General features: G+C 42.3%; 10 protein-coding genes. 8 read left to right on the top strand and 2 right to left on the bottom strand.

Annotated elements, in window-relative coordinates; all coding sequences use genetic code 11:
- Nucleotides 1-560 precede the first annotated feature (560 nt).
- Entirely contained in the window at nt 561-4,049 is a 3,489-nt protein-coding gene (locus tag HZA08_01580) for a DEAD/DEAH box helicase (protein ID MBI5192113.1), read from the bottom strand.
- A 261-nt stretch (nt 4,050-4,310) separates the two neighbouring features.
- Between HZA08_01580 and HZA08_01575 the strand changes: the two genes are divergently transcribed.
- The gene (locus HZA08_01575) at nt 4,311-5,651 is read left to right on the top strand and encodes a sigma-70 family RNA polymerase sigma factor (protein ID MBI5192112.1); all 1,341 of its coding nucleotides are present in this window, start codon (nt 4,311-4,313) and stop codon (nt 5,649-5,651) included.
- Between the two features lie 132 nt (nt 5,652-5,783).
- Here HZA08_01575 and HZA08_01570 read toward each other — a convergent pair whose 3' ends face one another.
- The gene (locus HZA08_01570) at nt 5,784-7,085 is read right to left on the bottom strand and encodes a hypothetical protein (GenBank protein MBI5192111.1); all 1,302 of its coding nucleotides are present in this window, start codon (nt 7,083-7,085) and stop codon (nt 5,784-5,786) included.
- Nucleotides 7,086-7,296: 211 nt separating this feature from the next.
- On the opposite strand from HZA08_01570, the gene lepA reads away from it, so the two are divergent.
- From lepA to HZA08_01535, 7 genes are all read left to right on the top strand, one after another.
- A complete protein-coding gene (lepA, locus tag HZA08_01565; GenBank protein MBI5192110.1) occupies nt 7,297-9,099 on the top strand; it encodes an elongation factor 4 in 1,803 nt (600 codons plus the stop codon).
- A gap of 5 nt (nt 9,100-9,104) precedes the next feature.
- Nucleotides 9,105-9,725, top strand: coding sequence for a signal peptidase I (gene lepB / locus HZA08_01560; GenBank protein MBI5192109.1), 621 nt, complete (start codon nt 9,105-9,107; stop codon nt 9,723-9,725).
- A 168-nt stretch (nt 9,726-9,893) separates the two neighbouring features.
- On the top strand, nt 9,894-10,889 hold the full coding sequence (gene rfaE1 / locus HZA08_01555; GenBank protein MBI5192108.1) for a D-glycero-beta-D-manno-heptose-7-phosphate kinase: 996 nt from the start codon (nt 9,894-9,896) through the stop codon (nt 10,887-10,889).
- A 128-nt stretch (nt 10,890-11,017) separates the two neighbouring features.
- Nucleotides 11,018-11,806 (top strand): 3-deoxy-manno-octulosonate cytidylyltransferase, encoded by a 789-nt coding sequence (gene kdsB, locus HZA08_01550; protein MBI5192107.1) that lies wholly within the window; start codon nt 11,018-11,020, stop codon nt 11,804-11,806.
- A 107-nt stretch (nt 11,807-11,913) separates the two neighbouring features.
- Nucleotides 11,914-13,533, top strand: a complete 1,620-nt coding sequence (locus HZA08_01545; protein ID MBI5192106.1) for a CTP synthase — start codon at nt 11,914-11,916, stop codon at nt 13,531-13,533.
- Nucleotides 13,534-13,876: 343 nt separating this feature from the next.
- Nucleotides 13,877-14,713 (top strand): 3-deoxy-8-phosphooctulonate synthase, encoded by an 837-nt coding sequence (gene kdsA, locus HZA08_01540; protein ID MBI5192105.1) that lies wholly within the window; start codon nt 13,877-13,879, stop codon nt 14,711-14,713.
- 1 nt (nt 14,714) lies between these two features.
- Nucleotides 14,715-15,686: a KpsF/GutQ family sugar-phosphate isomerase gene (locus HZA08_01535; protein ID MBI5192104.1), complete on the top strand. Its 972-nt coding sequence runs from the start codon at nt 14,715-14,717 to the stop codon at nt 15,684-15,686.
- Nucleotides 15,687-15,709: the final 23 nt, after the last annotated feature.

Genomic DNA, 15,709 nt, shown 5'->3' with positions numbered 1-15,709 from the left:
GAGGGGGCTACGTTGATTCCCTCCCCTTCAAGGGGAGGGGTAGGGTGGGGATGGGGTTGATTTTCGGATGAACTCCCATGAACCGAGGGTTCACAAAGGGCCATGAAAATCAGCGGGACAAGAAAGTCCCGCCTATCCTCGAAGAAATGGATAGGCGGGGTTTTCTTACCCCGCCGGAAGGGATTTTCGGATGAACTATCAATCTTCTGAAAGTATCCAATGGATACGCAAGGAGGATCCCACGTATAGAATCTTAGAGTCGGCGGGACAACCCCTTCCCTGCAGGCAATAACAATCGCCTCATCAACCGCCATATTATAGTAGCCGTTATTAGAACCGGTATTTATCAGCCGCCATGTCTGCATATCAATAGTTTTACTTCTTTTATCTTACTTCTTGCATCTATCTTCTAACTTCTATCTTCTATAATTTAAGAGTCAGCTTTTGCTCACCCTCCCCCTACCCCCCTCCCGTCAAGGGAGGGGAATTAAGGAGTTACCTCCTGTTTCCTGATTCTCGCTTCAGCCTTCAGCCTATTAACCTATTACCTATGCTCTTCACTATGCATTCTCTATCAAATAATCAAAGTCTGCCTTTGACACAGACAGTCCTTGCTTACTGCCGGCGGATTCTCCCATTACTGCATTGTATAATGCAAGTTTCTTTTTCTTTAACTCCATCATCTTCTCTTCAACTGTGTGCCTCATGAGTATACGTGTTATGGTTACCTTGTTTGTCTGGCCAATCCTGTGTGCCCTGTCTGATGCCTGGTTTTCTACAGCAGGGTTCCACCATGGGTCAAGGTGAAATACATAAGATGCCCTTGTAAGGTTTAGCCCCTGACCTCCTGCCTTCAGGCTCAGTAGAAATATTGAGGCATTTGCTCCCATTTGAAATCCCTCAACAAGCTGTTTTCTTTTTCCGACAGCAGTTTTTCCGTCAAGCCTTGTAAAGGAAATAGCATGTTTTTTCAGGTCCATTTCAAGGATGTCAAGAAAACTCGTGAACTGGGAGAACACAAGGGCGCTGTGTCCTTCGCTGAGGAGTTCATTTAATTTTGTTATCAGGAACTCGATCTTGGGTGATGTGTCTTCATGTAAAGGGTCAATAAGTTTTGGAGATACGCAAATCTGTCTCAGCTTTAATATGGCAGTGATGGCGATAATCTGTGCCTGAGATGCTGTCTTGTTCTTGTATGCATCTGCAATCGTCATCCGCACACTATCAACGGTCCTTTTATAGAGCGCCTTCTGTTTATCAGTAAGTTCAAGATAGATGTCGGATTCTATTTTAGGCGGAAGCTCTTTTAGTATCTTCTCCTTTGTCCTCCTTAGAACAAATGGTCTTGTCCTTCTAAGGATCATGTCAACATAAGGGGTTGTCTCTGTTTTAATATAGGATTTGAAGTTGTCATAATCACCAAGCAATCCTGGGACAGCAAGGTCAAGTATGGAGTAATATTCTCCAAGGTGATTTTCAACAGGTGTGCCGGTCATTGTCAGCTTGAAAAAACCGTTTAAGTGTCTTACAGCGCCGGTTGTATCTGCATATATATTCTTAACGGTCTGAGCCTCATCAAAGACAATGACGTTGAATGTTTCTTTTTTTAAGGTCTCAATATCCCTGCGGATAAGGCCGTAAGTTGTTAGTACGATGTCACACCCTTTAAAATCCGTACTCCGTTCTTTACCTGTATAGGCATGAATCTTTAATTCAGGATAAAAGCGGTTTATCTCATTTTCCCAATTAAATAAAAGGCTCGGCGGTAATACTAATAGATGAGGCAGATTAATATACTCCTTTGAAACATTGACAGTTCCTTCCTTTATTCCTGCAAGAAGGGTGATGGCCTGCAATGTCTTTCCAAGCCCCATATCATCAGCAAGGCATGCACCGAACTGATGCTCATAAAGGAATGCAAGCCAGTAATAACCATCCTTTTGATAGTGCCTTAATTTCGCATTTAACTTATCAGGCAAGGGCCTCTTCTCAATCTTTTCAAAAGCATTCAGCCTTGCAAACAGCTCTTCATCCTCTTCTGAAAGTTTAACCTTAACCCCTGCATTTCTTAAATATATCCAGTCAAGGATCCTGAGCCTCGGTATCCGGACAATCTCTTTTTCACGTTTATCACCTGAAGACTTTTTATCCTGAGATTGATACATGGATGAAATGGTTTTGAGAATTTCACGGGAATCAGAATCAAGTATCTGGATTACATCACCATCCTCTACTACACCATCCTGAGATAAAATCTGTTCCCATTTGTCATCATCAATTAACCTGCCGTCGCATTTAATCTCCGGTTTAATCTCAAACCAGTCAATACCCATACTCCTGCTTGCATCAAATGAAAAATCCCATTTGGATGTGACAACAGATTTACCCTTAAAAAATAAAGGAATTCCATGTTCTTTTAGTCTCCGGCTGAGCAGCGGGAGACTGCTGTATATCTTCTTAGAATCCATAATAATCTCATTGTGAGTGTGCATGTTGAGAAAGACATCCATCCCGAATATTTGATAAGGGATTGTGTATAGTAATGACTCTGCAGGCTTATTATTCCTGATCAGATTCCACTTCCCTCCGGTAAAACGGAGTAAAGATGATTTGGTATTGAGCCTTGAATATGCCTCCATCAGAAGGTCTTTGGCCTCCTGCCTGACCTTGCGCTTTAAAAAATCTCCTTCAGAAAGTGACTCCCTTATAATCTTCTGTGCCTCATTCTTAGTCTCAGCGGTAAGTAGTTCAAAAAACGTTTTAACCAGTACAGACCACCTTTTACGCACCTTTAAAGAGTGAGAAATGTTTAACCCTTTTGTTGCAGTGGTCAGAAAGGAAAAAAATAATCCTGAAGTTGAATCTATATTACCTGAATAATTACAACATGCCTTTAAGATCATATTATTAGAGGCCTTGTGTATCGGTTCGATAATCATACTGTAAGAAGGGATTGGTGTTTCTACCTCTGAGACAATATGATTGACTTTCAGTGTGAGGTCTTTAAGTACAGCTTTATCATCATGTATCATAAGATGGATATCATTAAACAGCTCAAGAGGCATCACACGATTGTAATTTGCATTACCATAAATACTCTTTAATTTATTTATATTTCCGGCAGTGATTTGGTCTATACGGGTATAATCCATCTCGTCAATAATTTTCTCAAAAAAGTATGAGACCCCCCATCCATCATGACCTTTAAGAATACCCAGCCTGCCTGATTCAAGATCAGCTATTAAATTGTTTCCTAACATACGTATATCAGAGCAGGTATCACTGTTGGATATTGCAATTTTCTTTATGGAGACTGAATTTCCTGTTACATCTAACTCAGTTTTAGAGTTAAACCGCAGTGTTTTATCCCATTTTAGAGGTATATTTTTATTCTCTGATTTAATAAAAAGTGGGGGTAAATTCTTATTCTTTTGGAGAAAAGTTATTACATCATTTTCTATGTCATGATAATAATAGGCATCGAATTTAATTAGATTACGAATCTCCTCAGGCAGACGGTAAAATAGATTCCTTGCAACAGGCCGTCCGTCTTTCTCGATATTGATTTTCAATGCTCTGACAAAAATCTCTTGTTCAAGGACAAGGTCATATTCAAAAGACAAATCATCATTAGTAATAATAGAATTGGCAGAATCATTCGTTGAAAAAAGGATGGCTTTGAGTTTATCCCTGTAGGCATCCCGGTCATAGCGGTCCGACATAGCAAATAATTCAGGGTTAATAGTATTCTTTATGGTGAGTAATGCACATATTACATGTTTGCAATGATTGGATTGGGACCATGAAGGGCAATCACATTTATATTTCAGTGTTTCATTAATATCAAAGAAAATAACGGAGTAGATGTTATTTCCGACAACCTTTGCTGTGAGAAGGTTTTTATCGCCCGACCATACAAAATCGGATACCCGCCTGTCTCTGTAATATTCGTATCCCCTGAGAAAATATTGTCTCGGGCTAATATAATAAATATTATTTGCCGGAAGCTCTTTAAGGCATTTCAGGATTTTATTATCAGATAACTCCATATAGTATTCGGTATGAATAATTTGACTTATGAATGTCTTTAATGTTCTATAGTGTCAGGGGAATATATTGCCAAATTGAAAATTACATGTCAAATAGTATTTATTTTGATTATACATGACATTGGGTTTTCAAAGTGATAAAATCGAATGGGAAAATTTGGTAATAGGTTATTAGGCTGAAGGCTGAAGGCTGAAGGTAGAAGATTCCCTCCCCTTCAAGGGGAGGGGTAGGGTGGGGATGGGGTATAACAAGGTACGAATATGAAAAATGTGAAAAGGCACATTGAACTATCTCCTGAAGAAGAACTTATTGATGATACGAATAAGTCCAGAGAAGGGAAGGGTGTGCCGTCTGCCCCGCCGTCTGAGCCTGTAAATGCCTATCTCAAAGAGATACGCTCTGCCTCACTCCTTTCAAGGGAGGATGAAGTAAGGCTTGCTAAGAGAATAGAAAAGGGGAAGTCTGCTGTTGTAAATGAATTATTAAAATCCGGTAAAATAATTGATGAACTGAAAGATTTAAAGCAACGTATTATAGAAAAGGAAAAAAAGAATACCACAAAGTTGGTGAATTTTGATGATGAAGGGATCCTTATTGAAAGTGAAGATGAACTTAAAAGATTAATTCGAAAGATAGAGGAGGCAGTGGGTATTTGTAATGAACCACTAATGAGACGGTATCTCACAAATGAAAACGGGAATCCCCCCCCTTTGTTTAAGGGGGGGCTTGGGGGGGTGTTTTCGGGTGATGACGAACGATTAATAACCCTGCTCGTTGAAATAGATAAAGAGACAAACCTTTGTGAGACAGTTATTGCGAAGCTAAGTAACACTGATAGCATTTTAAAGAATATAAATTTAATAAACATAGATGTTGAAGATGCCAAAGACATGCTTGTGAAGTCTAATCTAAGGCTTGTAGTGAGTATTGCGAGAAAATACATGAACAGGGGACTTCCTTTGTCGGACCTTATACAGGAGGGTAATATCGGCCTGATGCGTGCAGTTGAGAGGTTTGAGTATCAGAGGGGTTACAGGTTTTCTACTTACGCAACATGGTGGATACGTCAGGCAGTTTCACGTTCAATTACGGACCAGACAAGGACCATCCGGATCCCTCAGCATATAATAGATACTCTCAATCAGATTATGCGTACTTCATATCACTTTATTCAGGCAAACGGGAGAGAACCTGAGAAAGAAGAATTGGCTGAGATAATAAAAATCCCGGTTGAAAAGATAGATGAGTTACTGAATATAGATCTGTATACGGTGTCTCTCGATGCCATGGTAGGCAGTGAAGAAGATACAATGCTGATAGATTTTATTGAGGATACAACTGCCGCAGCCCCTCATGATGAGGTTGAAGGGAATGAACTTAATGAACAAATGAAGCAGGCGCTGTCGGATTTATCAGACAAAGAGGCAGATGTATTAAGGATGCGCTACGGCATCGGCGGCAGCAGGACATACTCATTAGATGAAATCGCAGACCTGTTGAAGGTTTCAAGAGAGAGAACCCGGCAGATAGAGGCTAAGGCATTGCGTAAACTCAGACATCCGAAGTTCCAGAAGATATTGAAGTTTTTTACAAATCAATGATACCCAGCGAGCCGCGGGCTTACAAAGAGGCATGAAAATGAGTGGGACAAGAATGTCCCACCTATCCTTGATATATATCTGGATAGGCGGGGTTTTCTTACCCCGCTGGAGGGGTTTTCGGATCAAGCTGCTTCAGTCCAACCCCAGAAAAAATATCGAGCTTTCCCTGACATAAGGTGCACTGCAAACCCCTGATATACAGCTTATTTGATTAATGTCCTGCCCGCTTGCCCCGCCGATGACAAACATACCATCCTTATTAGCTGAAACTGAATGGCGGACTACCGGAATGGGCATGGTACTGTAATAAGTCCATGCCCCCAGAGTTCCATCATCATTGATTTGGGCTGACAGGATAGTATCATGTATAAGATAATCGTAATAATCTCCCGTATAATCGTAATATTCATTAACATTACGCCCGCCGGTTATGAAAAGTTTTTTTCCTGCGGCAATCAACTTATGGTCAATCCACAAATCAGGGAGTGGTTCAATACTCTTCCAGCCATCTATAGAATGGTCACGCTGAACAGTTGCAAAGTATACTTTGTTACTATATCCCTGTGCATAAGAAAACTGCGCAGCCTCTCCGGTACTTCCACCCGTTACATAGATAAATCTACCGGATGCTGATACAGCGTGTTTACTTAATCCAATCGGTAAAGAAAATTCCGAATGCCATTCGCCTAACCCGCCATTAGGCAAGAAAGGTGCAGAGATAACTGTGCCGGTATTCTTTTCACCATCCCAGCCGCCAATAATATAAAGATAACCATCCACCTCTGTAACCCCTGTAGTATAAGGTCCGACAGCATCAGGAAGGGGCATCTCATGCCAGGTTGAAAGGGTGCCGTCCGGATTTATTGATGCATAAAAGATATTTTTATTCCATGCGGTTGGCGTTGGTGTGAAGCACGGGGCATCGGATACAGGATAACAATCAGTTCGTACATACTGAAACTTACCTCCAATTATGTAAAGGGTGTTATTAAATATAATCATAGAATGGCCGTCAATCCCAACAACCTTTGCCTTTTCGCCCTTTCCAAACACCAGATTCTTTTCCGGTATTGATGAGACAGCGTACATATTAACAGTCTTATCAGGGAGAACCCTGAAGATATATATCTCATTCGTATTTACATAAGGGCCCGGACCAAATCCGCCGGAAACATACAAATAGTCATTCCATAATGCAGAGGCATGGTCATATAGGCCCTTAGGCAGGTTCCCTGACAATACCCATTGCTTTGTTACTTCAGGGACCGGGAGATTACTTGTTGAATAACCAACCTCACTGATTGACTTGGAAGATGCTGTTAAAGCAGGAGTGTCTGTATTTTCAAGACCGACATCAGGACTATCAATGCCTGCGGTTTTCCCACAGCCTGAGATCAATACTAAAGATATTATTATGGCAAATAATAAATTCATCTTACCGTGCTCAGTTATTCTTGAATTTTGTCAGGACATTTTTTTTATCGGTATATCTCCTCCAGAATTTGACATCATTCATCCATTTCCCTTATAATTTTATTCTTAAAAAAATGAAAATGCAAAGCGAGCGTATATAAATAGGTAATACCTTACATTTCGAAGATTCACGGCAGATTGCTGCAGGGAATCTACAAATTATCTCTATAAGATGGCACTCCAACAGAAGATTAGAAACTTTTCCATAATCGCACACATTGATCATGGTAAATCAACCTTAGCCGATCGTCTCCTTGAACAGACCGGGGCACTTGAGCAGAGGGATTTTAAGGAGCAGGTGCTCGATGCCATGGACCTTGAGCGTGAGAGGGGGATTACGATTAAGGCCCATGCTGTGCGGCTTCATTACACGGCAAAGGATGGGAATGAGTATATTCTTAATCTCATTGATACCCCAGGGCATGTGGATTTTACTTATGAAGTATCGAGAAGCCTTGCGGCCTGTGAGGGTGCACTGCTTATTGTAGATGCATCGCAGGGTGTTGAGGCACAGACAATCGCTAATACCTACCTTGCCATTGATAATAACCTTGAAATATTGCCGGTTATTAATAAGATTGACCTGCCCGGTGCTGATGTTGAGGATGCCAAAAGACAGATAGAAGAGGTGCTTGGGCTGGATGCAAGTGAGGCCATACCTGCAAGCGCCAAAGAGGGTATCGGGACTGTTGATATCCTTGAATCAATAATAAAAAAAATACCTCATCCGACCGGTGATATTGACCGTCCTCTTAAGGCCCTGATGTTTGACTCGTGGTATGACAATTATCAGGGGGTTATTGTACTGATTCGTGTAGTTGACGGCAGTATATTCCCAGGTCAGCAGATAAAGTTTATGTCTACAGGCAATATTCTTGAAGTCCAGACACTCGGTATATTCACGCCAAAGCCTGTGACTGTCAATGAATTATCAGCAGGAGAGGTAGGTTTCTTAGTTGCAGGTATTAAAAAGGTAGGTGATACAAAAATCGGGGACACCATCACCGATGCATCCCATCCTACTGAATCTGCGTTTCCAGGTTACAGGGAAGTAAAACCAATGGTCTTTGCAGGACTTTATCCTGTGGAATCGGACGACTACAAGGATCTAAGGGATGCAGTAGAGAAATTGAGGCTCAATGATTCGTCTTTCACTTTTGAGCCTGAAAGCTCTCTTGCACTAGGATTCGGTTTCAGGTGCGGTTATCTCGGCCTACTTCACATGGAGATTATCCATGAAAGGCTTGAGCGTGAATTCGGTCTTGACCTTTTAAGTACAGCCCCTACGGTAGTTTACAGGGTAACCACTACAAATGGCGCGGTACTTTTAATAGACAGTCCTGCAAGGTTACCGCAGGTACAGTTTATTGAGAGATTTGAAGAGCCGTTTATAATTGCTACAATAATTACGCCTTCAGAATATGCAGGGGCGATTATAGGTTTATGCCAGGAACGCCGCGGGATTCAGCGTGAGTTGAAGTATGTCAGCAAAGAACGCATGATGCTATTATATGAACTCCCGTTAAATGAGATTGTGATGGATTTCTACGACAGGCTGAAGTCAATATCCAAAGGGTATGCCTCACTTGATTATGAAATTCTTGGCTACAGGGAATCAAATCTTGTAAGGCTTGATATATTGTTGAATGGCGAGGTTGTTGATGCACTCTCTTTTATTACCCACAGGGATAAGGCTGAGGTACGCGGGCGTATGCTTGCTGAGAAGATGAAGGAGCTTATTCCCAGACAGATGTTTGAGGTTGCCATACAGGCGGCGATAGGTGCAAAGATTATTGCAAGGGAGACTGTCAAGGCATTAAAGAAGGATGTTATAGCCAAGTGCTATGGCGGAGATATATCAAGAAAAAGAAAACTGCTGGAAAAACAAAAGAAGGGGAAAAAGCGAATGAAACAGTTTGGAAGGGTAGAGATACCGCAGGAGGCATTCCTTGCGATACTTCAGGTGAAGGATTAAGTTATATGGAAAATAAAAAAGATAAAAAGAACATCATACGTGAATATGTAGAATCAATTGTTATAGCAATTGTAATGGCCCTGATTATTAAGGCATTCTTTATTCAGGCATTCAAGATCCCTTCAGGGTCAATGATTCCGACGTTAAAGATAGGGGACCATATTCTGGTAAGTAAGTTTATTTATGGGACCAAACTCCCGTTTACAGACAGGATTATTATACCGTTTAAAAAACCTGCACGCGGGGATATTATTGTTTTCAAGTATCCTGAGGATGAGAGTAAGGATTTTATTAAACGTGTCATCGGCCTCCCCGGCGATACACTGGAGGTTAAGGAGAAAAAGGTATATATAAACGGCAATCCACTTGAAGAATCATATCCGGAGCACAATGATGCAGTAGTCTACCCTTATGGTATTCAGCCGCGCGATAACTTTGGGCCGGTTATTGTACCTGAAGGATCTTATTTTGTTATGGGAGATAACAGGGACTTCAGCCTTGACAGCAGATACTGGGGCTTTGTAAAGCTGAATAAGATAAAGGGCAGGGCATTTATTATCTACTGGTCATGGGATGGAGAGGATAGCTGGGTCAGGTGGAAAAGGATTGGGCATTGGATTAGATGAGTGAGCAGTAAGCAGTGAGCAGGGAGCAGAAGTAAGAATTTATAAGCAAGAAGTAAGAAGAAAAACAGTGAATAGTGAGTGGTGAATAGTGAATAGTAAAGACATAAATCAAGAAGAAATTCCCTCCCCTTCAAGGGGAGGGGTAGGGTGGGGATGGGGTTGTCTTAAATGAAAAACAATACTGAACAATTAATTAATTGTATAAATAATTTTGATAAATCTAAGGTTATTGTTATTGGGGATCTTATTGCGGACCATTATATATGGGGGAAGGTGGAGAGGATATCTCCAGAGGCCCCTGTGCCGATTGTGGATGTTCAGAGGGAAGGTTACATGCTCGGAGGGGCCGGAAATGTTGCGAATAACATACTTTCTCTAAGCGGCAAGGTGACTATTTGTGGTGTGGTGGGAAATGATGCCATGGGGCAGTGGATTATTCACAACCTGAGGGCAGAAGGGGTAGATACAGGAGGTATAGCAGTTGAAGACGGACGGCCAACCTCTAAGAAGACAAGGGTTGTTGCACACAGTCAGCATGTAGTCCGTTTTGATCACGAATCCAGAGGGGATATTTCCCGACAGTCTCAGGATAAGATACTTGATTACATAAATACTCATATTAACGGTACCGGCATAATTGTTATCTCAGATTATGCAAAAGGGGTTGTGACGAGCCGGCTTGTAAAAGGGGTTTTAGAGATTGCGAAGCAGAATAATTTGAGTGTTATTGTTGACCCCAAACTAAAACACTTTAATTATTATACCGGAGCAACTGTTATTACCCCGAATACGAATGAGGCATCTGCGGCTTCAGGAATCAAGATTACTGATGATGCATCCCTTTATCAGGCAGGAGAAACATTGCTTAAACATTCAGAGGCAGATGCAATCCTTATTACCCGGGGAGAGCATGGGATGAACCTGTTTGAAAAAAATGGAAATGTAACGCACGTCCCATCTGTTGCCAGGGAGGTCTTTGATGTTACCGGTGCAGGGGATACAGTTGTAAGTACACTTGCACTTTCTCTCGCTGCCGGCGCTTCACTATGCGATGCATCAAGGATAGCAAATTATGCCGCAGGTATTGTAGTGGGTGTTGTCGGGACGGCTACGGTTAAGCGGGAGGAGATTGTCAGGGCGATGAGCGTTGAAAGTAGATGTTAGAAGTAAGAAGATAGAAGTAAGAAGAAAGACAGTGAATAGTGAATAGTAAAGACTTAAATCAAGAAGAGGAATCCCCTCCCCCTTGAGGGGGGAGGGGTAGGGTGGGGGTGAGCCATGGAGATTTTAGATTGAATAACAATGCTATCGTTATAATACCAGCCCGCTACGGTTCTACAAGATTTCCCGGAAAGCCGCTTGCTCTGTTGCACTCAAAGCCTCTTATTCAATGGACGTATGAGGCTGTAAAAAAATCAGCGATTGTAACCAAAGTAATTGTAGCCACAGATGACATAAATATATATAATGCAGTAACCGGATTCGGCGGCAATGTAATTATGACATCATCGAAACCTCGTACCGGTTCAGACCGCTGTGCAGAGGCAGTAGAAAAATCAGATGAGGACATAATTATCAATCTCCAGGCTGATGAAATATTAACAGGGCCTGAAATGGTTGATGAACTCATTAATACGCTTGTTGAAGATAACGGTATCATGATGGGAACTCTAAAAATAGAGATTAAAGATCCTGAAGAATTGAATGATAAGAACGTTGTTAAGGTTGTAACTGATGTCAATGATTTTGCACTATATTTCTCAAGGTCTCCTATCCCATTCATCCGAGACAAATCAGATTATAAATCAGATGCCAAATCAGATTATAATGAAAACCCTGTACCTGCCAAAACCTTTTATAAACACCTCGGTATTTATGCCTACAGAAGGGACTTTCTCATGCAATTCTGCACCCTTCCAACAACAATACTTGAAGACCTCGAGAAATTGGAGCAGTTAAGGGCATTAGAACATGGATTTAAAATTAAAGTTAAAGAGACTCATTATAATTCCTACAGGATAGATACACAGGAAGATCTAAAACAGATTGAAACAACCCCTCACCCTCCCCTCTCCCCTTAGGGGAGAGGGTACATAGAATATTCCCCCTCCCCAAATTTAAATGACGGGAGGGGGGTAGGGGGAGGGTGGGCTATGACGATTTTCGGGTGATGAAAGGGTAAATAAACATGAATGAAAAAACTAAATTTATTTTTGTTACAGGCGGTGTTGTTTCATCGCTCGGTAAAGGTATTGCATCTGCTTCAATCGGTACCATTCTTGAAGGTTTGGGATTAAAGGTGACATTTCTGAAGTTTGACCCTTATATAAATGTTGACCCCGGAACAATGAACCCGTTTCAGCACGGTGAGGTTTTTGTTACTGATGACGGGACTGAAACTGACCTGGACCTTGGGCATTATGAGAGATACACATCTTTTATTGCCTCACGAGGGAATAATTTTACTACAGGCAAGATCTATTTCAATGTTATTTCAAAAGAACGCAGGGGCGAGTATCTCGGCGGGACAGTGCAGATGGTGCCTCACATAACAGATGAGATTAAGAAATGCGTTCTGGATCTGTCGGATACGAATGATGTTGTTATCGTGGAGATTGGCGGTACCGTTGGCGATATAGAAAGCCTCCCTTTTCTTGAGGCTATACGGCAGTTCAGGTTTGACTTTGCTAAGGACAGGACACTTTTCATTCATCTTACTCTGATCCCCTTTGTTAAGGCCGCTGATGAGTTGAAGACAAAACCTACTCAGCACAGTGTAAATAAGCTCAGGGAAATCGGTATCCAGCCGGATATATTACTTTGCAGGACAGACCGTCCCATTCCATCAGAGGCAAAGAGGAAGATCGCACTCTTCTGTAATGTTGAACCTGATGCAGTTATTATTGCAAGGGATGTAGAAAGTATCTATGAAGTCCCGCTTATGCTCCATGAGGATGGGCTTGATAAGATTATCTTAAAAAATCTCAATATCTCTGCAGGCTCTTCCAATATCAGCGTATGGGAGAATATTGCAAACAGGGTTAAAAATCCTGAATGCAGGGTAAAGATAGCTGTTGTCGGTAAATATATTCACCTGAAGGATTCGTATAAGAGTCTGTGTGAGGCATTAAACCACGGCGGGATAGCGAATAAGGCCGGAGTAGACATAGAATGGATTGATGCAGAAGAGGTGGAAAAGATCGGGCCGGAGTCATTCTTTTCCAATGTGCAGGGGATACTTATTCCAGGCGGCTTCGGGAATAGAGGGATTGAAGGTAAGATAGTTTCAATCCGTTACGCGCGGGAACACAATGTCCCATTCTTTGGGATTTGTCTTGGGATGCAGTGCGCTGTTATAGAATTCGCAAGGAATGTCGCTGGTCTTGGAGGGGCTAACAGCACTGAGTTTAATGAAAAGGCCCTTCATCCTGTGATACATATTATGGAGGGGCAGGAGGGGGTAGAAAAGGGTGGTACCATGCGTCTCGGCGCATATCCATGCGTGTTAATGCCTAACTCTCTTGCCTACCAATCATACAAAAGTGCCCTGATACATGAGAGACACCGCCATAGATATGAGTTTAACAATGAATACAGGGATATTTTTATCAAGAACGGCCTCTCTATAAGCGGGATATACTCTGAAAAAGACCTCGTTGAGATCGTTGAGATTAAAGACCATCCATGGTTCCTTGCAACCCAGTTCCATCCTGAATTCAAGTCAAAGCCTGTTTTACCACACCCGCTATTTGCATCATTTATAGGGGCAGCGGTGAAGCAGTTAAAGGCAGTGAAAAGTGAAGAGTGATTAGTGATTAGGTAACCAAGAAACTCCCCCCCCTTTTTTCAAGGGGGGGTTGGGGGGGTGACTTTTCGGATGAACCCTCATGAGCGGGGCGCTCACAAAGGGCAATGAAAACCCCACCCTCACCCGGACCCTCTCCCTGAGGGAGAGGGTGCTTAGTTTATTCCCTCCCCTTCAAGGGGAGGGTTAGGGTGGGGATGGGGTGAGCTATGGAGATTTTAGGATGAACTCCCATGAACCGAGGGTTCACAAAGGGGCATGAAAATCAGCGGGACAAGAAAGTCCCGCCTATCCTCGTAGAAAGGGATAGGCGGGGTTTTCTTACCCCGCCGGAAGAGATTTTAGGATGAATATGCAGGTAAATATAAAAGAACTTTTTCAAACAACTCAATCACCGTTATTCTTCATCGCCGGCCCGTGTGTTATTGAAGATGAGGGGATGGTTTTGGAGACTGCCTCGGAACTGAGGAAGATTTCTGAATTTCATAATGTGCCGGTTATATTTAAGGCATCTTATGACAAGGCCAACAGGACTTCTGTTTCATCATACAGGGGGCCGGGTATTGAAGAGGGGCTAAGGATTCTTGAGAAGGTAAAAGTTAAGACCGGCCTGCCTTTGCTGACCGACATACATCACCCTGAAGAGGCCGCAAGGGTTAAAGATATTATAGACATAATCCAGATACCTGCATTCCTGTGCAGGCAGACTGATATTTTGATTGCGGCTGCCTTAACCGGAAATGCGGTAAACATTAAAAAGGGCCAGTTTCTTTCACCCTGGGACATGAAGAATGTTGTTGAGAAGATCGAGTCAACAGGAAATAAAAATATTATTCTTACTGAGCGTGGGACGATGTTCGGCTATAATAATCTTGTGGTGGACATGCGGGCTATTTCAGTAATGAAGTCTTTTGGTTATCCGGTAGTATTTGATGCAACACATAGTGTCCAGTTGCCTGGCGGTGTTGGAAATGCCTCCGGCGGTCAGAGTGAATTTATAACTCCGCTTTCAAGGGCAGCAGTTGCCGCCGGCTGTCGTGGAATCTTTATGGAGGTACATCCTGACCCGTCCAAGGCATTGTCTGATAAGGCTACACAGTTTCCATTAAAAGATACCGGGAAGTTTATGCTTGACATGACCGGGCTTGGGAATTTTATAAGGATGAGAGAGGAACTATTCTGATATGAGTATAGAGATTGGTAAACGGGTTCTGGCGATTGAGGCGAGGGCGATTGAGGATTTGATTGGCAGGCTTGATAAGGAGTTTTCAAAGGCGGTTGATACGCTTTTCGCGTGTGATGGCAGGGTGGTTGTTACCGGTATGGGTAAGTCCGGCCTCATCGGTAAGAAGATAAGTGCTACGTTTGCAAGTACAGGCACACCATCCTTTTTTCTCCATCCGGCAGAGGGTATTCATGGAGATATTGGAATGGTTATGCGGGATGATGTAGTACTTGCTATTTCTAACAGTGGTGAAACGGATGAGATTGTTGCACTCCTTCCAACATTCAAACGTATGAATCTGAGGCTGATATGTTTGACCGGCAGGAACAACTCAACACTATCAAGAAACAGTGACGTAACACTTGACGTAAGTGTTAAGGAAGAGGCATGTCCGATGAACCTTGTCCCTACTGCAAGTACAACTGTTACACTTGCTATGGGTGATGCACTTGCAATAGCCCTGCTTGAGAAGAGGGGGTTTAAAGAGGACGATTTTGCACTATTTCATCCGGGTGGTGCACTTGGAAGAAGGCTTCTGTTGAAAGTTGAGAACATTATGCACAAGAATCCTGATGTCCCGACTATTCATGAAGACAGTTTTATGAAGGATGTAATCTGCGAGATGACATCACGGAAACTTGGAATGACTACTGTAGTGGACAATGTTAATAAGTTTGCAGGGATTATAACTGATGGAGATTTGCGAAGACTGCTTGAGAGGTGGACAGGAAATGAAAAAGACCTGTTCAAGCTTACTGCAAAAGAGGTGATGACAAAGAATCCCAAGACCATTGCAAAAGATTCCCTTGCAGTATCTGCTGTACAACTTATGGAAAAATATTCAATAACCTCCCTTGTAATTCTGAGTGAGGACAGGACAGTTGAAGGCGTGATCCATCTGCATGATTTGCTGAGGAAGGGAATCGTTTAAATTCGGAGTGCTGAGTACGTAAT

It is taken from the genome of Nitrospirota bacterium (assembly GCA_016212215.1).
GTDB lineage: Bacteria > Nitrospirota > 9FT-COMBO-42-15 > HDB-SIOI813 > HDB-SIOI813 > JACRGV01.
Note: the sequence above shows the minus strand (reverse complement) of the source record. Positions and strands in the feature narration are given on the sequence as shown.